An 18,346-nucleotide genomic window follows, 5' to 3' on the forward strand; every position below is an offset into this window, starting at 1 on the left:
AGATAATGCCGGTTAATCAATAAAATTAACCCTAATTATAGAGAATATCCGCAAAAAGTAAATGACCAATGTTACTTTATATGACTCCGATATCTGATTAAGTTGTAATTCACATCATCGAACTTGTATGTTAGCATTATTTGTAATTCATTTGCTGACAAATTTAGATTCGGGGATTGGAGCGAGGCTCATGCTGAAAGTCATGATTGTTGACGATGAACCGTGGGTTCTTGAAGGACTTAGGACGATGGTCGACTGGGAGAAATCCGGTTACGAAGTATGCGCCGAAGCGCTTAGCGCTGTGGAGGCCCTCCGGTTAATTCAGGAGCATAAGCCGGACCTGCTGCTTACGGATATCAACCTTCCCGTAATGAACGGACTCGAGCTGATTGCTGCCGTGAAGGAAGTGATGGACCACCCGCCCAGATTCGTTATTCTGAGCGGATATGATGATTTCAACTATGCCCGCACAGCGCTGCGCCAGAAGGTGGATGGCTATCTGCTGAAGCCGGTCGATGATGAGGAGATCGGGGCGCTGCTCTTGAAGATCAGAGCCATCATCCAAAATGAAATCGCTTCCAGAGAGGAAGGCCGCAAGAAGCAAAACTTCCTGGTCCATAATCTGATCAACCGGTTCATTCAGGGGGAATGGAGCGAAGAGCTGGAGCGCGCAGCGGATAGACTGATGGACCTTCAGCCTGAGACGGAGCTGCAGTGCATACTTGCTGCTGCTGTATCAAGCACAATGAGCCTGAATGAAGGGAATGGGGAAGGATTCCCGGGTGAGCTTGGCTATGTCTTTCAGGACCCTGCGGGCAGGCCGGGTCTTATTGTGCGGTGTGCGGGGATGTCCTCCGAAGCCATTGAGGCAGCCGCTGCCCAGGTGCAGAGGGCACAGTCGGAGAAGCTTGGCGTTCCTGTGGCCGTACTGATCAGCGGCAAGCGGAAGGGGGCGCGCTCCATCCAGGAATTGTACACACAGAGCCTTGAGGTCTGGGGATTGAAGTACCGCAGGGAGAAGGGTGGAATCTTCTATTATAACGACCTGGGAGCAAAGGGCCAGTCCCTGGAATTAGCAGAAGGGCACTTCACCTGTGTGCTGGAGAAGGTCAAGGCAGGCGAGACCGGGCAGATTCAGAGTTGTGTCAGGGAAGCGTTCGCTGCCATTACGGCCAAGCCGCTGAAGATCGATGCTGCCCAGGCCGAGGTGGCCCATCTGGAGATGACCTTATGCCGGAGCATCGCTGAAATGCAGGGAGATCCCGACCGTATCATGAACGCGATGCGGACGGAGTATGGCAATCTTGGCAGACTCGCGGATTATTACCGGCTGAGTCTGTATGTGGACAAGCTCTGCCTGCAGGCAGCGGCTTACCTGGCTGAATTACGGGCGGATAATGAAGGGAATACGATCTATAATGTCATTCAGTACGTGGATCTTGAATTCCGGAGCAAGCTGCAGCTTCAGGATATTGCCAAGCAGTTTCATATGAATTCAGCCTATTTGGGCCAGCTGTTCCGTAAGGAAACAGGCCGGAGCTTCAGCGATTATCTGAATGAGAAACGGATTGAAGCTGCCAAGGGCCTGCTTAAGCGCACCCAGCTCAAGATATCGGATATCGCACTGCAGGTGGGCTTTTCGAATACGGATTATTTTATCGACAAGTTTAAGGGGAGGGTTGGTTCTTCACCTTCAGTCTACAAGAATGCCAATAAGAACAAGCAGCTATAAGAAAGCCGGGTGCATAAGGCATGTGGAGAAAAAGATTCAAATTCACGACGATTGTTAACGATATCCCGCTCAATTACAAGTTCTACCTGATCTATATTGTCGGCGTACTCCTGCCTATAATGGTGCTTAATCTTGTATTTCTGGACCGGATTACGGATCTTATCAAGTCCAGAGAACAGCAGAACCTGGAGATTTCTCTGGAGCGGGCGCGCAAGGATATTCTTGATTTCATCGAAGGGGGGGTCTCCGTCGGATATGCATTGTCTACGGATAAGAATCTGTACGAGATGCTGGACCGCACCTACACGGACTCCATAGAATTCTATAATATGTTCGACGAACAGCTGAGGGACCGGATGAACAGCTACATGCCTGTCAACAACCAGCTGGAGCGGATCAGCATCTACACAGACAACCGCACCATTGTATCCGGCGGGAATTACCAGGTCATGAATGACAAGGTGTGGGCCAGCGACTGGTATAGACAGGCGAAGAATTCGAGTACCCAGGTGTTTGTGACCGCCTACCGGACGAGTGAGAACAAGAATCTGGCATCGTCAATCCCTACGCTAAGTGTAGTTGAAACGATGGATAATTACAGAAACTTGAATAAGTATGAGAAAGTGCTGCGCATTGATCTGGATCTTAATGAGATCTACGACATTATTGTCCGGGAGAAGGATTACTTAAGCCTCTACCTCATCAATGAGCAGAACAAGATTGTCATGTCAGCGGACAGCGGCTATCAGCGGCTCACCAAAGAGCCCTATCCCTTATTCGATCAGCTGGGTAACGGTCAAGGTCAGGAGGAGGATGTTCGGATAGTAGCTGTGGGTACGGCCAACTATCTCAAAGGCTGGAGAATTGCCGGAATCACCCAGGGTGAGCGGATTTCCCAGGCGATTCTGGATATACGTCTGTACGCGGCTGCGCTGGCAACAACGCTTACGCTGCTGACCAGCGGGTTCATCTATATTATGCTGCGCTCTTACAATTACCGGGTGAAACGCCTGTCCCGTCATATGCAAAAGGTGTCTAACGAGAAGTTTGAGCTGATCACCATCGATGAGGGGCGGGATGAGATTGGCGGCTTAATTCACAATTTCAACCGGATGACCTCCAGAATCCACTCGCTGATCAACGATGTGTATAAGCTGGAGATCCAGAGCAAGAATCTGGAGATGGAGCGCGTCAGGGCGGAGCTGAACTTCCTGCAGAGCCAGATGAACCCCCATTTTCTGTTCAATACGCTGAATGCGATTCTGGTGGTCTGCACCAAGAATAAGTATTCCGATGTTACGGATATTGTGAAAAGCCTGTCGAAGCTGCTGCGCAGGCTGCTCAGCTGGAAGGAAGACCTGGTGTCGGTGCAGGAGGAGATCACATTCATCGAGATGTATCTCAAAATCGAGAAATTCAGGTTCAGGGATAAATTCGACTATGTGTTTGAGATTGATGAGCAGTCACTGAAATATAAAATTCCGAAGCTGAGCATGCAGCCTCTGGTCGAGAACTCCTGCAAGCATGGCTTGCAGACGATTGAAGGGCTTGGCATTATCCGGGTGAGCACGGCAGTGCTGGATAACCGGCTGCAGATTAGCGTATCGGATAACGGCAAAGGCATAGAGCCGGATAAGCTTAAAGAGCTGCTGTTTGCCATCCGCAAGGAGGACTCCTCCGGGGCCAATATCGGAATCCGCAACGTCTACCGCAGGCTGGAGCTGTATTATGCCGATCAGGTGCGCTTCGAGATATCCAGCACACCGGGTCTGGGGACCTTGGTCACCTTCGGCATTCCGCTCAGGCTGCTGGAGATGAATCATCCCTTGGAAGGAGAGGTGTAACCTGTGAAATACAAAGTATTATTAATCGATGATGAGCCGAGCGCCCTCGAAGGTATGCAGCTGTGGATTGATTGGGAGGAACTCGGCTTCGAGCTGTGCGGAACCTGCGGCAACGGCCGGGAGGGGCTGCGGCTGATGAAGCTGCTGGAGCCGGACCTGGTGATTACAGATGTGAACATGCCGCTGATGAATGGTTTGGAGATGATAGAGGCCTGGCAAGAGCAGGATGCCGGCAGACCCAAGTTCGTGATTCTGAGCGGCTACAGTGAATTTGAATATGCCCGTACGGCCATCAGCTACGGAATCAGTCATTATCTGCTGAAGCCGGTCTTTCCGGAGGAGGCCGCTGAGGAATTGCGGGAAATTCATCAGGAGCTGGAACAGGAAGCGAACCGCAGAATGATTCATGAGATTGCCTCTGAAGAAGAGGCGGTGGCCTTAATTAGAGGACTGCTGTACGGGAAAAAAGCAGACCCGGCGCTTCAGGAGCTGCTGGATCGCCTGCCTGGCTTTCAGGGGGTCAGCACCTGGAATCTTTGTCTGATTCAGACTGTCCCGGAGCTGTATGCAGAGCTGCGGGGAAGGGCGGCTGCCCTGCTGGCCGCCTATCCGGTCATGGTGATGATGGATCTGGAGGCGGGCATTCTCGGAATTGTATACGGTATGCCGGCAGACAGACCTGAAGGCGGCACAATAGAAGAGGGGCTGAACATCCTCCGGCAGGAATACGGCAGCGGACAGATCTATATGGCCATTGGCGCCCCGGAGAACTCCCTGCCGGGGATTGCGGAGAGTTACCGCAGTGCCAAAGAAGCTTTGCAGCATTTTTTCTATAATCCTGAGTATGCCGGGGTTCTGGCTTACCGCGGGATACAGGGCCATCCCTTCAGCTATCATTATGACCATATCCGGCTGATGGATGCCCTGCTTGATTCTGTTAATCTGCTCGATGCGGACGGTTACCGCAGAGCGCTGGAGGAAGCAGACCACAGCTTCCGTGCACAGCAGGTGGCGCCGGAGGTGGTTCGGAAAATTGTGATTCATCTCATGTACCGGATCACCGAGCTCGCGCCCGGGGCGGAGGACGGAGGCAGGGAGCAGGGGGCGGCAGGGTCTGGAATCGCGGAGATCCAGCAGGCCATGATCCCGCTGGATGAACTGCTCAGCCGCTTATTATTATGCGGTGAAATGGCAATTGATCTCCTGATGCGTGAGCAGAATCAAAAGTCGCATGGCATTGTGCAGGAGATTAACGAGTATATCAGTGCGCATTTTCAGGAGAGTCTGAGCATTCAGAAGCTGGCAGAGGTCTTCTTCCTGCATCCCGTCTATCTGGGGCAATTGCTGATTAAGAAGAACGGCATGACCTTCAATGAGCAGCTGCATCATCTGCGGATTCAGGAGGCGGCGGTTCTGCTGCGCGGCAGCAAGCTGAAGCTATCGGAGATAGCTGAACGTGTAGGTTATGTCAATTACGGCCAGTTTTTGAAACGGTTTGAGAAGGAGATGCACATGGGCCCGAATGAGTACCGCCATACAAAGTTCTAAACTTTTATGGGGGTATACCTTTAATTCGGTCGTATTTTAGCAGGCGGATCACCTCTATAATTCATATATGTAAGTGCTTACAAATTAAAGACCAACACATTATGGAGGTGCTTTATGGGGGGCAAGTCAAAAGCGATGTACAAGTTTTCCCTGATTGTTCTGTTATCCCTTAGCTTTACGCTATCCGGCTGCGGGGGCAACAACAACAATACTGCGGGCAAAGCTGAAGAGACAACTGCGGCAGGAACCGCTTCAGCTAACACGGAAGGCAAGATAGAGCCATTTAAGGTAAGCGTATTCATCGGCGCAGCTGGACAACAGCCGACACCGGACAACAAAATTTACAAGAAGATCAAGGAAGAAACCGGAGCCAGCTTCGATATGGAATTCCTAGCAGGTGACATTAACCAGAAGCTGGGCGTTATGATTGCCGGCCAGGATTACCCGGACCTCATGACCGGGAATACCAAGCTTACAGCAGCAGGGGCTTATATTCCGCTGGAAGACCTGATTGAAGAGCATGCGCCAAATTTGAAAGCGCATTATGCCGATTACTGGAACATGATGAAGGACCCGAACGACGGCCATATTTATATCCTGCCTAACTACGGTGTATACAATGGTAAGGTCAACAGCTCCTGGTATTCGGGACCTGCTTTCTGGATTCAAAAAGCTGTCCTCAAGGAATTCAATTATCCGCAGGTGAAGACTCTGGATCAATACTTTGACCTGATTGAGCAGTATAAGGCGAAATATCCTAAAATCGATGGAAGCCCGACGATCGGGTTCGAAATCCTGAACTATGACTGGAAAAACTGGGGTCTGTTCAATGCGCCGCAGCATCTGATCGGCCATCCAAACGATGGCGGTGTGGTTGTCAATGACGGCGTAGCTGAAGTGTTTGCAAATAAAGATTATGCGAAGCAATACTACCAGAAGCTGAATGAAATCAACCAGAAGGGTCTGATCGATAAAGAGACCTTCGTACAGAACTATGACCAGTATATGGCAAAGCTGTCCAGCGGTACCGTTCTGGGGATGTTCGACCAGCACTGGAACTTCAACGCTGCTGAGGATTCTCTGACTACCCAAGGTAAAATTGAACGCACCTATGTCGGTCTTCCGCTCGTATACGACGAGTCGACCAAAGACTACTACCGCGATCTTGCCGTTCTTAACCTTAACAACGGCTTCGGTATCAGCATCAATGCCAAAAATGCCGTGCAGATCATCAAGCTGCTCGACACTCTGATCCAGGAAGACTGGCAGAAAACGTTCTCCTGGGGTGTGGAAGGCGAAGATTATATCGTGGAGAACGGCAGATTTATGAGAACCCAGGAACAGCGTGACAATGCAGCCGATGCCACCTGGCAGCTGGCCAACAAAGCCAAAGCGATGTTTGATTACCTGCCCAAAACCGAAGGAAGCTTCAGTGACGGCAACTCAACGGATGCTGCTGCACAGCCGGAAGAATACAAAGCGGGTCTGAAGCCTTTTGACAAGGAAGTGCTTGATGCCTATGGCTTTGACTCTTACGTGGACTTCTTCAGTGAACCTCCTGCCAACCCGGTCTATTATCCTGCCTGGTCCATCGACTTAATTGAAGGATCGGATGCCAAAATAGCCAGTACCAAACTGAATGAACTGCAGACCAAGTTCCTGCCTAAAGCCATCCTTGCCGACCCGGCAGATTTCGATTCCGTATGGACCGATTACACCGGACAGATCGAAAAGGCTAATGTGAAGGCATATGAAGACAAGATCAATGAGCAGATTAAGTGGAGAATTGAGAACTGGAGTAAATAACGGAACGCTGTTTCCGGGATCAGAGGGTGGAGGGCCGATTAGGGCCTTCCACTTGCTAAATTAATTTCATGGAGTAGGAGACAACGAATATGGATGAGACCCTAGAAATAGATACCGTCGTCCGGCATCCGAAGAAGAACCGAAAGAAGAAAAAACAGCCGATTACCTGGCGCTTGATCAAAAACCAGAATCAGCTTATTTGGATGTCTGTGCCTTTGATGCTCTACATTATTCTTTTTGCCTATGTTCCCGTTTGGGGCTGGACCATGGCCTTTCAGAATTACAAGCCGGCGAAGTCCTTCGGTGAACAGGAATGGGTGGGACTCAAGCAATTCAGGTTTCTGTTTACAGATGATAACTTTATTCGTGTACTGCGCAACACGCTGGCGATGGGGCTTATCAATCTGATTCTCGGTTTTGTTACAGCCATCGTGCTTGCGCTGCTGCTGAATGAAATCAAGAAGGTCTTCTGGAAAAGGACCGTGCAGACAATCTCTTATCTGCCCCACTTCCTGTCCTGGATTATCGTTACCGGCATTGTGGCCACCTCGCTCTCCATTAACGACGGGATTGTAAATATCGTTCTGATGAAGCTGCATCTGATTAAAGAGCCGATTCTATGGCTCAGTGAGGGAAAGTACTTCTGGGGAATCGTAGGGGCTTCGCATGTGTGGAAGGAAGTGGGCTGGAATACCATTATTTATCTGGCGGCCATTGCCTCCATTGACCCGGCCCTTTATGAAGCTGCCGAAATTGACGGTGCTAACCGTTACAAGAAGATGATGTTTGTAACCCTGCCTGGTATCAAAGCAACGATTGTAATTCTGATGATTATGTCCATAGGACATGTCCTGGAAGCAGGCTTTGAAGTGCAGTATCTGCTGGGCAACGGGCTGGTAGTGGACTGGGCGGAGACGATAGATATCTTCGTGCTTAAATACGGGCTTGCCCAAGGGAATTATTCACTCGCGACTGCGGGCGGGATTTTCAAAACAGTTGTCAGTGTAACCTTGCTGCTTATGGCTAATGGGATTTCCAAGCGGCTTGGGGAAGAGAGGTTGTTATAATGATGGATAACCGACAAATTAGCCCTGGGCCAAAAGCAGGCTATACGGTGAAAAGGAGTCTAGGCACCGGAAGGCTTGAGCCGATTCTGTTCACTTCCTTCAATACGCTCTTTATGATCTGTCTGGTGGTTGTGACATTATATCCATTCATCAATACGATAGCTGTTTCGTTTAATGAAGGGAACGATACGATCCGCGGCGGTATTTACTTATGGCCGAGAGAATGGACTTTTCAGAATTACAGGGCAATTTTTGCCACGGGAACTATTTTTGACGCTTTCCTGGTTTCAGTAGCCCGTACAGTGATTTCTACGATACTCAATATTTTTCTGACCACAATGCTTGCATACACCTTAAGCCGCAGGGAATATGTATTCCGCCAGCCGATTACTGTTATCTTTGTGCTTACGATGTATTTCAGCGCCGGTCTGATCCCGAACTATTTCCTGATCAAGGACCTGCACCTGTTAAACAGCTTCTGGGTGTATATTTTCCCGTCCATGATCAGCGCATTCAATATGATCGTCATCCGTACCTATATCGGAACCATTCCGGAGAGCCTCTTGGAATCGGCGAAGATCGACGGCGCCGGGGATTTCAGAATATTCATGCGGGTGGTGTTTCCGCTCTGCAAGCCGGTGCTGGCTACCATCGCACTGTTTGTGGCTGTCGGCGCGTGGAACTCCTGGTTCGATGCCTTTATCTATACCTCATCCAGACAGAATCTCAGTACGCTGCAATATGAGCTGATGAAGCTGCTATCCTCAACGATGAATTCCAACGGCAACCCAACCGTACAGAATGGGGTGGGGATGGATCAGAATTCGGCAAGAGCGATGGTGACACCGCTCTCTATACGGGCAGCTATCACAGTCGTGGCCTCTGTGCCTATCCTGCTGGTGTATCCGTTTATGCAGAAGTACTTTGTAGTGGGCTTGAATGTCGGCAGTGTGAAAGAATAGGCGGCCGGAACGGTGCTTGCTTTGCCTGATCCGACTAATGTGAATAAGGAGTGTTGTTAGCCGTGAGAGAAAGCCTGGACTTCAAGGAGCCTGCACTGAAGCTGGTGTTCGCTGGTGATTTCAAGATCGGCGCAGCGGTCAATCCGCGGACGGCCAGTTCACAGGAAAAGCTGCTGGCTTATCATTTCAACAGCATTACTGCCGAGAATGAGATGAAGTTTGAGAGTCTGCATCCGGCAGAGGATATCTATCGTTTCGGGGCGGCGGATACGCTGGCAGCCTTTGCCCGGAAGCATGGCATGGCGATGCGCGGGCATACCCTCGTATGGCATAATCAGACAACCGATTGGCTGTTTGAGGACAAAACGCATGGCATCGTAGACAAGAATACACTGCTGGCCCGGCTCAAAAGTCATATTGAGACCGTGGTCGGGCGTTACCGGGGAGATATCTACGCCTGGGATGTGGTCAATGAAGCTATTGCCGATGAAGGCAGTGAGCTGCTGCGCCCCTCCAAATGGCTGGAGATCGCCGGACCGGAATTCATTGCCGAAGCGTTCCGGTACGCGCATGAAGCGGACCCGCAGGCGCTGCTCTTCTACAATGACTATAATGAATCCGACCCGCAGAAGCGGGACAAAATTTACACGCTCATGAAATCCCTGATTGACCGGGAGGTGCCGGTGCACGGCGTCGGCTTGCAGGCCCACTGGAATCTGTATGATCCGGGCCTGGATGAAATCAGGGAAGCGATTGAGAAATATGCTTCGCTCGGTCTTCAGCTGCAGCTTACGGAGCTTGATCTGTCGCTGTTCCGCTTCGATGACAGGCGAACGGATCTTAAGGCTCCTCCTGCGGAACTGCTTGAGCTGCAGGCGGAGCGGTATGAAGCCGTGTTCCGGCTGCTGAAGGAATACCGCGAGGTCATCTCCTCTGTCACCTTCTGGGGCGCAGCCGATGACTATACCTGGCTGGATGATTTCCCGGTCCGGGGACGGAAGAACTGGCCGTTTCTGTTCGATGAGAAGCATCAGCCCAAGCCTGCGTATAACCGGATTGTGCCGGGGAACCGCTGAGCGGAGGAGATTTTTCTTATAAAATAGCAAAAAAAGGATGGGGCCCTATTAGGGCCGCATCCTTTTTTGCGTATACAAAAGAATAATCCCAAACGGCCCAGGGGCATCCTTATAATGGGGATCCATTCCGGAGCGCTTATAAATCATTTTGAGAAAAATGATGACACAGCGGAAGAAATGCCTTATTATTTAAAGAGATTTTTAATGAAACAGATTTTAAATAATTATAGTACAATACAGCCGAAGGTGGAGAGCTGTAGTCCAGACAGTCTATTGAGGAGGGCTTCATATTCTATCACTGAGTCAGGTTAGCAAAAGCTTCGCTCTGAAGGACGGCCCTTATACTGCTGTGGACAATGTATCGCTTGAAGTGAAGACGGGTGCTATTCACGGCATTATCGGGGCAAGCGGTGCCGGCAAATCTACACTCCTGAGGCTGATCAATCTGCTGGAGCGGCCCGATATGGGAACGGTTACTGTAGACGCCAAGCTGCTTACAGAGCTGCCGGACAAGGAGCTGCGGCAGCAGCGGCAAAGAATCGGCATGATCTTTCAGCAGTTCAATCTTGTCGGCAATGCCACCGTCAGCCGCAATGTGGCGATTCCGCTGGAGCTTGCCGGAGTGCCGCGTGCCGGACGGATGAAGCGGGCGCTGGAATGTCTGCAGTTTGTCGGTCTTGCGGACAAAGCTAATCAGTATCCGGCACAGCTCAGCGGCGGCCAGCGCCAGCGGGTAGCGATTGCCCGGGCGCTGGCGAACAATCCGAAGCTGCTGCTGTGCGATGAGCCGACCTCCGCGCTTGATCCGGGCACCACGGCGGATATCCTGGGTGTGCTCCGCCACATCAATGATTCGCTCGGTGTTACTGTCGTTATAGTTACCCATGAGCTGGATGTCGTCCGGAGCATCTGCTCAGAGGTATCTGTAATGGAGAGCGGGCGGATGGTTGATTTCTTTTCCCGGGATGAGGTCGGATTTCTTCCGCCGGGGAGTCATTCGGGCTCCTACCGGGAGAGAATTACGGGAAGAACGGGGGAACCCTATGTTTGAGAGCATGCTGAAGTATCAGGATCAGATGTGGCAGTCGATCGGAGAGACCTTTGTGATGGTCGGAATCTCCGTGGGGGCCGCGCTGCTGCTGGGGCTTCCGCTGGGGACACTGCTGTATTTTTGCCGCAAAGGCCAATTGTATGAGAACAGAAGCTTGTCTCTCATACTGAACAGCATCGTAAATGTGGTGCGTTCGTTTCCGTTCCTGCTGCTGGTAGTAGCTCTGATTCCGTTCACCCGCCTGGTGGTGGGAACGGCGATTGGCACGCTGGCGGCAACGGTGCCGCTGTCTATCGTCGCTATTGCCTATTATTCACGGCTGGTGGAGCAGTCTCTGCTGGAGGTTCCCAGAGGAACGATAGAAGCGGCGTTATCCATGGGGGCATCCAGACTGGGAGTGATCTTTAAGTTTCTGTATGTGGAGGCCCGTTCCGGACTGGTGCTGGGATTGACAGCCTCTACGATCAGCTTCATTTCTTTTTCAACAGTAATGGGCGTGGTCGGCGGCGGCGGGGTTGGCGATTTCGCGATCCGCTACGGATATCAGCGGTTCGAGACAGAAGTGATGATCTACGCCATACTCGTCATGATTGTGCTGGTGCAATTGATTCAGTTCACAGGAAGTACACTGGCAAGACTGCTGGATAAACGCTGAGAAACTATATAACAATGGGGGCTGGAGATAACAATGAAAAAGACGATAATTGCAGGAAACGGAACGGTTAAGAGAACCGGAACAAGAATGAAAGCTGCCTTCGGATTAACACTGCTCGTATTGGTACTCGCGCTTGCGGGCTGCGGAAACAACAAGGAAGCAGAAGAGACACCGGCTGCCACCAGCACTGAACCTGTGAAGATTAAGGTAGCCTCGCTGATTCCGCCGATGACGGATATTCTTGATATCGTGAAGCCGATCCTGAAAGAAGAAGGCGTGGATATGGAGGTTGTGGTGCTGTCCGATAACGTGCAGCCTAACGAAGCGCTGGCGAACAAAGAGGTGGACGCAAACTTCTTCCAGCATGTGCCTTACATGGAACAGTTCAATGCCAGCAAAGGTTCAAGCCTGGTAGCCGTTCAGCCAGTATATGATGCCATCTATGGCGGTTATTCTAAACGCTACAAGAGCATTGATGAACTGGCTGATGGAGCAACCCTCGTAATGGCGAATGATCCTTCGAATATCGGACGCTCCCTGCAAATGTTCGCGGATGCCGGACTGATTACGCTGAAGGAAGGGGTTGGCATCCAGGCGACCCAGGCGGACATTACCGCCAATACCAAGAACTATAAGTTCGAGGAGGTCGATCTGCTGATGCTGGCCCGGATGCTGGATGATGCGGACCTGGTGGCGATGACTCCGGCGTATGCCAGCCCGCTCGGCCTGACCCCCAAGAAGGATGCGCTGATCACCGAAGGTGAGGATTCCGCATTTACGATCACGCTCGTTGCCCGTGAGGACAACAAGGATTCCGAGGCGATCCAGAAGCTGGCTAAGGCGATCAGCGGCCCGGAAGTGAAGAAGTTCCTTGAGGATAATTACGCGGATATTGCGTTGCCTGCTTTTTGAAAATAGACTGCATCCGCAAACGGATGTATAGTTTTGCAGCCTTTACGCACAGCAGCCTTCTCCTTATTGACGGAGAAGGCTGTTTTTATTGCAGCTTTTATAATGAAGCTTGGCTATTAAATAGAGACGCTGCGGGGAATTAGCTGCGTACATTAACAGTGTTAACAACCTCATACTGCGCCGCCTCCACCCAGGTTCCCGTAGTGAAATTGCGGCCCCGTACAAGCACCTTATCAGCGTAGACCTCCACATAGAAGCCCTGGCTGCCCGTCTTGTGCTCATCCGCATTCGTCCAGAGGTAGGCGACAGAAGCGGCGTTGAACATGGTAGCTGTCTCCCCGTTGCCGGGGTACATTGTATTGCCGGCCTCCAGCTCCCAGTGGGTATGTCCGGTGAAGAGCAGCGTCTGCGGATATCTCGACAGGATGGAGCGTAGCTCCTTATCCTGTGTAACGCCATACCACTCCTGTGACTCCAGCGAACCGGCCACCGTGTCCTTCAGCGGCTGGTGCAGGAAGAGAAAGACCGGCTGATCCGGCGGCGCGGCTGCACCGAGCTCCAGCTCCATCTGCCCGCCAGACTGCCGATTGTCCGGTGCCTGTTCTCCGAGTTTACGGTCCAGCCACTTAAGCTGTTCGTCCGACAGATTGCAGAACGTGGGCAGACCCTCCTCAGTTCCAAGGAAGATGAAATGATACCCGCCGGTCCAATGGTCATGATAGGGACCAGGCATACCCATACGGGAAGTGTACATTGCAAGGCGGGATTCCCAGTGGCCGAGGCCCACATCATGATTGCCCAAGGTGAAGCGGATCTCAGGCAGCGATGCCTGATGCAGCTGAAGAATACGGTGGACCTCCGCATATTCCTCTGCGAAGCCATGATCCGTGATATCCCCGATATGCATAATTCCGCTGCTGCCCTGCGCATGGACGGCCAAATCCTGCAGTGCCCGTTCGAAATTCAGATTGTATTCATGTGCCGGATCGGCCGTGACATGGGTGTCGGTAATAATCTGGAAGGTTAACAGCGGCGGTTGTCCGCCATGTCCGCTTGTGTTCATTTCGCAGGGAGAGCCTCCTTTGATGATGTGTGAATAATCTGCTAATGCCCTTTGGCACTAATGTTCAATCCCACTATTCCGGCTACGATTACGGTCACCCACAAGAGTGAGGAGAAGGTCAGCCGTTCTTCAAAAAATAGCGCGCCCGCCACGGAGATCAGGATGATGCCTGCCCCCGACCATACCGCATAAGCAACTCCAACTTTGATGGAGGTAAGGGCAACATTGAGCGAGGTGAAGCTTATCCCGTAGAACAGGAACATCAGCACGGAGGGCCAGGGCCGGGTGAAGCCGTGGGATAGTTTCATCGAGAGGGTTCCGGAGAGCTCGAACACAATCGCCATTGCGAGAAACACCCAGGCTAAGGCCCCCTCGGCCCTCATCGTGCTATCCTTCCTATACCAAGCTCTGCATAAGACTGCACCAGACAATCTGCATCCGGTAAAAGAGTGCGTACAGGCCGTGTATCTGCCGCACGGCTACTGCCAGCAGCCCGTTCTGTTGCCGCTGCATTCACGTCGGCCGGGCTGCTGGCGGCAACGGCAGCTGCTCTGGTCGCAGCAGCAGCTGGCAGCTGCTCTGGTCGCAGCAGCAGCTGCCGGCCCGGCTGCCGCATTGCCGGCAATCCCGATGGCCACCGCCATCCCGGCAGCCTTGGCCATCCGCATATCGCCGTTCGTGTCGCCGATCACGGCAGCTTCGGCCGGCTGTATCCCCAGACGTTCGCAGGCCAGCAGCGCCATGTCGGGGAAGGGCTTGCCGCGCTCCACCTGATCTGTGCCGATCACGGCGCTGAAATACCCGCGGATGCCGAGCCAGCGGAGGTGATTCTCCGCCGCTGCGGTTTCATCGGCAGTGACTACGGCCAGCGGAATTCCTTCGGCTGCGCACTCGTCAAGGAAATGCAGCAGGCCGGGGAGCGGGAGCACTGGCTTGCTCTGCTCCATTAATGCATCCGCCTCCTGACGGCAGCGGTCAGTCAGTTCCATCGACTCTGCCCAGGATAAGCCAAGCAGATAGCCCTGCCAGGACAGAATGGCATAGAGATCGCTCATGGTTCCCATGGCCAGGGGGCCGTTACGGTCATAATCAATAATTCTGCCTTCTGCATCGTGAACGGTCCCGAGCAGCGAGGCCAGGTGCTGCGCCGGAAATTCAAGGCCACGCTCCTCCAGCTGCCGCGAGAACCGGGCGAGGAAACACTCGCCCCAGCTGCCCCAGAGGGAGACGAACTCCAGGAGGGTGCCATCCTTGTCGAACAGAATGGCGGATATGGGTTGCTCCCCGTGCGGGGTAATGAGCGTAGGCATGCTGCCGTCCTCCTGTATCTGATAGTTCATTACCTGAAGTATTTAGAGCATGAATTGCCGGTTATTTCAGTTTATCCAAGGCCGCCTGGGCGGTTTGCTGCGCTTCCTTAAGGGCTTCAGCCGCCGGAATATTCTCAATCTGCACCTTGTCCGCAGCGATTGTCAGGGCATCGTTGATTTTGCCGCCGGTAGGGTCCTGGAAGGGAGCGGAGGCGTGAGAGGCCTGCTGTAACGGGATTTTGATCTGCGGATTAGTCTCACTGAATGTGACGAATGCCGGATCTTCGAGTGCAGACTGGCGGACGGAAATATATCCGGTGTTAATGGACCAGAAGGCGGTATTCTCGGAGTTCGTGAAGTAGGCCAGCCATTTCATAGCAGCCTGCTGCTCGGCATCTCCAGCCTTGGCAGGAATACCGGCCATAATTGCCTGAGCCACAGGTTTGCCTTCGCCGACTCCGGCCCAGCCCGGCTGCTCCATCGCGGAGACGATGCTGAAGTCGAGATCGCCCTGGTCGCCGCTGGAGCCGGTGTATCCGGCCGCCTGGCCTTTCATTACATCGTCAATCGTCTTGTACCAGTACTCCCAGCCTTGTCCGCCGGAGTGAATACGCATGGTCTTGTCTTCATGAATCGACTGGCGGAAGAAGTCCCAGGTCTCGATCCATTCAGGAGAGTCAATCGTAACCGTTTTGCCATCCTCACTGAGAATGTTGACGCCTTTACTGAGTACAGCGTCAATCATATTGCCGGAGCCCCACATCGGCTCCCAGCCGTAGAAGCTGGTTTTGCCGCCTTCTGTGACTGTCATTTTCTTGGCAGCTGCAGCGAGGTCTTCCCAGGTCTTAATCTGGCTGGCATCAATGCCGGCTTTCTCAAAAGCATCCTTACGGTAGTACATCACCTGTGTCGTTCCATACATCGGAAGGAAGTACTGCTTGCCGTCAACCTGGCCCTGACTCAGGAAGGTCTGGACGAAATCCGCCTGATTGAAATCCGGCTGCCCGGCAATCAGCTCATCCATCGCTGCGAAGTAGCCTTTGCGGGCCCAGTCTATATTGGAGGAGAGCACGGCTGCCGGAACCTGCCCGGTAGCGATAGCTGCCTGAAGCTTCTGTTCGGTTTCTGTATAATCTGCCTGCACAATGCCCTTGACGATGACCTCCTGCTGGGAGGCATTGAATTTCTGAATGAGCGATTCCATATTTTCGCCGAGCTTGCCGCCGAGTCCATACCAGAATTCAATAGTTACCGGTGCGCCTCCAGCCGGAGCAGCATTAGCGGCAGGCACTGTGGCGGCACCGTCCGCTGCCGTAACATTACCCGAAGCAGAATTACCGCCACAGGCGGTGAGTACGGAAAGTCCGGCGATCATGGATACTGCAGACAACCTTTTGAATACGTTCATCATCATTCTCCTCTTTGTTTGGAAGTGTTAGATTTCAGCCTTTACTGGAGCCTGCGGTCATGTTGACACTTTGCATAATCGTTTTCTGCGCCAGCAGGAAGACAAGCAGCAGCGGGGCAATCGTGAAGGCGCTGGCGGCCATAATGAGCGGCCATTTCAGTCCGTACGCACCTCCTTCCACGAAGAAGCTGCGCAGACCGGCTGATACCAGCTGCAGGCTAGGGTCCTTGGTAATCAGCATCGGCCAGAAATAATTGTTGTACTGATCAATGAAGGTAATCAGCGCCAGTACGGCGAAGGATGACCGCGTAACCGGCACCAGCACCGTCCAGAGAATCCGCATATGCGAAGCGCCGTCCACTTCACCCGCCTCCACCAGCTCATGCGACACCTGCAGGAAGGCTTGTCTGATCAGGAAGATGGAGAAGATACTTACACAATTAGAGAGAATCAGGCCGGCATAGGAGTTCAGCAGATGCAGCTCGGACAATACCAGATATCCGGGCAGATAGACGGCTGTAGCCGGAACCATGTAACCGAACAGAATGACTCCGGCAAAAACACCCTTCAGGCGGAACTTCATATGCGTCAGCGCATACGCCATCATCCCGGAATTGATCGTCTGCAGGATGACAATGGAGACAGCCACGAAGATGCTGTTGCCCATATATCTGGCGAAGGGGGCCTCGTTCCAGGCTGCGGCGAAATTCCCCCAGAGCGGCACCTCTGGCCAGAGCGTGGGCGGGGAGCGCCAGATTTCATCATTGGTTTTGAGTGCGCTGGTAACCATCCAGTAGAACGGAAAAGCCATCAGCAGAGCAAGCGCGGCGAAAAAAATCTGGCGGGCCGGTCCGCTGAGACGTGTGAGCATACGCAAGCGGTGAGACCTCCTTGTACGAAAGATAAGAACAGATAACTGCTATTGATAATGGGTGGTCCGCTTGCTGATGCTGAAAGAGAACACCGACAGCAGCATGCAGAGGAAGACCAGAACGACAGCTACAGTGGAAGCCTCTCCGATCTGGAACGATTCGAAGGCGGACTGATAATACAGATACAGTAAGGTGCGGGTAGATCCGGACGGGCCGCCCTGCGTCAGCACATTAATCTGATCGTAGGCCTGAAGCGCTGAGATGAGCTGTACCACGAACAGAAACAGTGTGGTCGGCGAGATCAGCGGCAGCGTGATGCGGAGGAACTTCTGCACCGGACTTGCCCCGTCAAGCTCCCCGGCTTCCAGCAGGTCTGAAGGCACATTCCGCAGCGCCACCAGATAGAAGATCATCGCCCAGCCTACTGATTTCCAGATCGTTACGAGCAGCACGCCAATCAGCGCCCACTCGGGATCCTGCAGCCACCCGATCGGCTCAAGGCCGAAGAAGCCGAGCACTGTATTGGCGAGGCCGACGTCAGGCTCATATATCCAGGACCAGACGATGGATACGGCAACGGTTGGTGTGACCCAAGGCGAGAACAGCAGCACCTGATAGAGTGCGGAGCCTTTCAGCTTCTGGTTCATCAGGAGGGCAAGGCCCAGTCCCAGCAGGATGATTGGCAGCACACTGCCCGCACAGAAGAGCACAGTTACTCTTAAGGCTTGGTAAAAAGCAGGATTGCTGAGCAGGTCGGTATAATTCTGGAGGCCGACAAAGGTCTTCTCCGGGCTCATGAAATCCCATTCCGTGAAGCTGAGATACAGTACATACAGCAGCGGTGCCAGCCAGAACAGGGCGAACGGGACCATTGCCGGCAGCGTGAACAGCACAGGCTTCAATCCGCTAATAAGCTTTGAACGTGTCATTTTCGTTCCAATACCCCATTCCATCTACATTGTTTGGTGCGGTATAATGCAGAGGACTGCTCCTCTGTTCAAAAAAAATTGTACACTCATGGGCGAGGCTTGTGGTCAAGC

General features: G+C 52.7%; 16 protein-coding genes. 10 read left to right on the forward strand and 6 right to left on the reverse strand.

Features of this window, described 5'->3' with window-relative positions; translation table 11 throughout:
- The first annotated feature begins 190 nt into the window (after positions 1 to 190).
- The 10 genes from QW71_RS28390 (at position 191) to QW71_RS28440 (ending at position 12,653) form a co-directional block, all read left to right on the forward strand.
- Complete coding sequence (locus QW71_RS28390) at positions 191 to 1,732, forward strand: response regulator (RefSeq protein WP_039307301.1); 1,542 nt, start codon at positions 191 to 193, stop codon at positions 1,730 to 1,732.
- 20 nt (positions 1,733 to 1,752) lie between these two features.
- A complete protein-coding gene (locus QW71_RS28395; RefSeq protein ID WP_039307304.1) occupies positions 1,753 to 3,576 on the forward strand; it encodes a sensor histidine kinase in 1,824 nt (607 codons plus the stop codon).
- 3 nt (positions 3,577 to 3,579) lie between these two features.
- Complete coding sequence (locus QW71_RS28400) at positions 3,580 to 5,124, forward strand: response regulator (protein WP_039307307.1); 1,545 nt, start codon at positions 3,580 to 3,582, stop codon at positions 5,122 to 5,124.
- Between the two features lie 114 nt (positions 5,125 to 5,238).
- Positions 5,239 to 6,930 carry a sugar ABC transporter substrate-binding protein gene (locus tag QW71_RS28405; RefSeq protein ID WP_039307310.1) on the forward strand — a complete coding sequence of 564 codons (1,692 nt, stop codon included), beginning with the start codon at positions 5,239 to 5,241 and terminating at the stop codon, positions 6,928 to 6,930.
- Positions 6,931 to 7,019: 89 nt separating this feature from the next.
- Positions 7,020 to 7,997: a sugar ABC transporter permease gene (locus QW71_RS28410; protein ID WP_039307312.1), complete on the forward strand. Its 978-nt coding sequence runs from the start codon at positions 7,020 to 7,022 to the stop codon at positions 7,995 to 7,997.
- Positions 7,998 to 7,999: 2 nt separating this feature from the next.
- Complete coding sequence (locus QW71_RS28415) at positions 8,000 to 8,959, forward strand: carbohydrate ABC transporter permease (RefSeq protein WP_083442769.1); 960 nt, start codon at positions 8,000 to 8,002, stop codon at positions 8,957 to 8,959.
- Positions 8,960 to 9,021: 62 nt separating this feature from the next.
- The gene (locus QW71_RS28420; protein WP_083442765.1) at positions 9,022 to 10,035 is read left to right on the forward strand and encodes an endo-1,4-beta-xylanase; all 1,014 of its coding nucleotides are present in this window, start codon (positions 9,022 to 9,024) and stop codon (positions 10,033 to 10,035) included.
- 289 nt (positions 10,036 to 10,324) lie between these two features.
- A complete protein-coding gene (locus tag QW71_RS28430) occupies positions 10,325 to 11,086 on the forward strand; it encodes a methionine ABC transporter ATP-binding protein (RefSeq protein ID WP_083442766.1) in 762 nt (253 codons plus the stop codon).
- A complete protein-coding gene (locus QW71_RS28435; RefSeq protein WP_039307317.1) occupies positions 11,079 to 11,741 on the forward strand; it encodes a methionine ABC transporter permease in 663 nt (220 codons plus the stop codon). The genes QW71_RS28430 and QW71_RS28435 overlap by 8 nt, the downstream gene beginning before the upstream one ends.
- Positions 11,742 to 11,828: 87 nt before the next feature.
- Positions 11,829 to 12,653 (forward strand): MetQ/NlpA family ABC transporter substrate-binding protein, encoded by an 825-nt coding sequence (locus QW71_RS28440; RefSeq protein ID WP_039307385.1) that lies wholly within the window; start codon positions 11,829 to 11,831, stop codon positions 12,651 to 12,653.
- A 139-nt stretch (positions 12,654 to 12,792) separates the two neighbouring features.
- On the opposite strand, the gene QW71_RS28445 is transcribed toward QW71_RS28440, so the two are convergent.
- The 6 genes from QW71_RS28445 to QW71_RS28470 all read right to left on the reverse strand — a co-directional run bounded on the left by QW71_RS28445 (position 12,793) and on the right by QW71_RS28470 (position 18,235).
- Positions 12,793 to 13,716 (reverse strand): metallophosphoesterase, encoded by a 924-nt coding sequence (locus tag QW71_RS28445; RefSeq protein WP_039307318.1) that lies wholly within the window; start codon positions 13,714 to 13,716, stop codon positions 12,793 to 12,795.
- 41 nt (positions 13,717 to 13,757) lie between these two features.
- The gene (locus tag QW71_RS28450) at positions 13,758 to 14,099 is read right to left on the reverse strand and encodes a multidrug efflux SMR transporter (RefSeq protein ID WP_039307319.1); all 342 of its coding nucleotides are present in this window, start codon (positions 14,097 to 14,099) and stop codon (positions 13,758 to 13,760) included.
- 96 nt (positions 14,100 to 14,195) lie between these two features.
- Positions 14,196 to 15,026 (reverse strand): HAD family phosphatase, encoded by an 831-nt coding sequence (locus tag QW71_RS28455; protein WP_052770369.1) that lies wholly within the window; start codon positions 15,024 to 15,026, stop codon positions 14,196 to 14,198.
- Positions 15,027 to 15,087: 61 nt separating this feature from the next.
- The gene (locus QW71_RS28460; protein ID WP_047014030.1) at positions 15,088 to 16,434 is read right to left on the reverse strand and encodes an ABC transporter substrate-binding protein; all 1,347 of its coding nucleotides are present in this window, start codon (positions 16,432 to 16,434) and stop codon (positions 15,088 to 15,090) included.
- 34 nt (positions 16,435 to 16,468) lie between these two features.
- Positions 16,469 to 17,305, reverse strand: coding sequence for a carbohydrate ABC transporter permease (locus QW71_RS28465; protein WP_039307391.1), 837 nt, complete (start codon positions 17,303 to 17,305; stop codon positions 16,469 to 16,471).
- Positions 17,306 to 17,353: 48 nt separating this feature from the next.
- Entirely contained in the window at positions 17,354 to 18,235 is an 882-nt protein-coding gene (locus tag QW71_RS28470) for a carbohydrate ABC transporter permease (protein ID WP_047014033.1), read from the reverse strand.
- Positions 18,236 to 18,346 lie beyond the last annotated feature (111 nt).

This window comes from Paenibacillus sp. IHB B 3415, from assembly GCF_000802655.2.
GTDB lineage: Bacteria > Bacillota > Bacilli > Paenibacillales > Paenibacillaceae > Paenibacillus_AQ > Paenibacillus_AQ phytohabitans.

Excerpts from the sequence above, each read along its gene's own strand:
- QW71_RS28455 (WP_052770369.1), bottom strand. The coding sequence starts at position 15,026 with ATGCCTACGCTCATTACCCCGCACGGGGAGCAACCCATATCCGCCATT.
- QW71_RS28460 (WP_047014030.1), bottom strand. The coding sequence starts at position 16,434 with ATGAACGTATTCAAAAGGTTGTCTGCAGTATCCATGATCGCCGGACTT.
- QW71_RS28390 (WP_039307301.1), top strand. The coding sequence starts at position 191 with ATGCTGAAAGTCATGATTGTTGACGATGAACCGTGGGTTCTTGAAGGA.
- QW71_RS28435 (WP_039307317.1), top strand. The coding sequence starts at position 11,079 with ATGTTTGAGAGCATGCTGAAGTATCAGGATCAGATGTGGCAGTCGATC.
- QW71_RS28410 (WP_039307312.1), top strand. The coding sequence starts at position 7,020 with ATGGATGAGACCCTAGAAATAGATACCGTCGTCCGGCATCCGAAGAAG.
- QW71_RS28395 (WP_039307304.1), top strand. The coding sequence starts at position 1,753 with ATGTGGAGAAAAAGATTCAAATTCACGACGATTGTTAACGATATCCCG.
- QW71_RS28405 (WP_039307310.1), top strand. The coding sequence starts at position 5,239 with ATGGGGGGCAAGTCAAAAGCGATGTACAAGTTTTCCCTGATTGTTCTG.
- QW71_RS28440 (WP_039307385.1), top strand. The coding sequence starts at position 11,829 with ATGAAAGCTGCCTTCGGATTAACACTGCTCGTATTGGTACTCGCGCTT.
- QW71_RS28465 (WP_039307391.1), bottom strand. The coding sequence starts at position 17,305 with ATGCTCACACGTCTCAGCGGACCGGCCCGCCAGATTTTTTTCGCCGCG.
- QW71_RS28470 (WP_047014033.1), bottom strand. The coding sequence starts at position 18,235 with ATGACACGTTCAAAGCTTATTAGCGGATTGAAGCCTGTGCTGTTCACG.
- QW71_RS28415 (WP_083442769.1), top strand. The coding sequence starts at position 8,000 with ATGGATAACCGACAAATTAGCCCTGGGCCAAAAGCAGGCTATACGGTG.
- QW71_RS28445 (WP_039307318.1), bottom strand. The coding sequence starts at position 13,716 with ATGAACACAAGCGGACATGGCGGACAACCGCCGCTGTTAACCTTCCAG.
- QW71_RS28450 (WP_039307319.1), bottom strand. The coding sequence starts at position 14,099 with ATGAGGGCCGAGGGGGCCTTAGCCTGGGTGTTTCTCGCAATGGCGATT.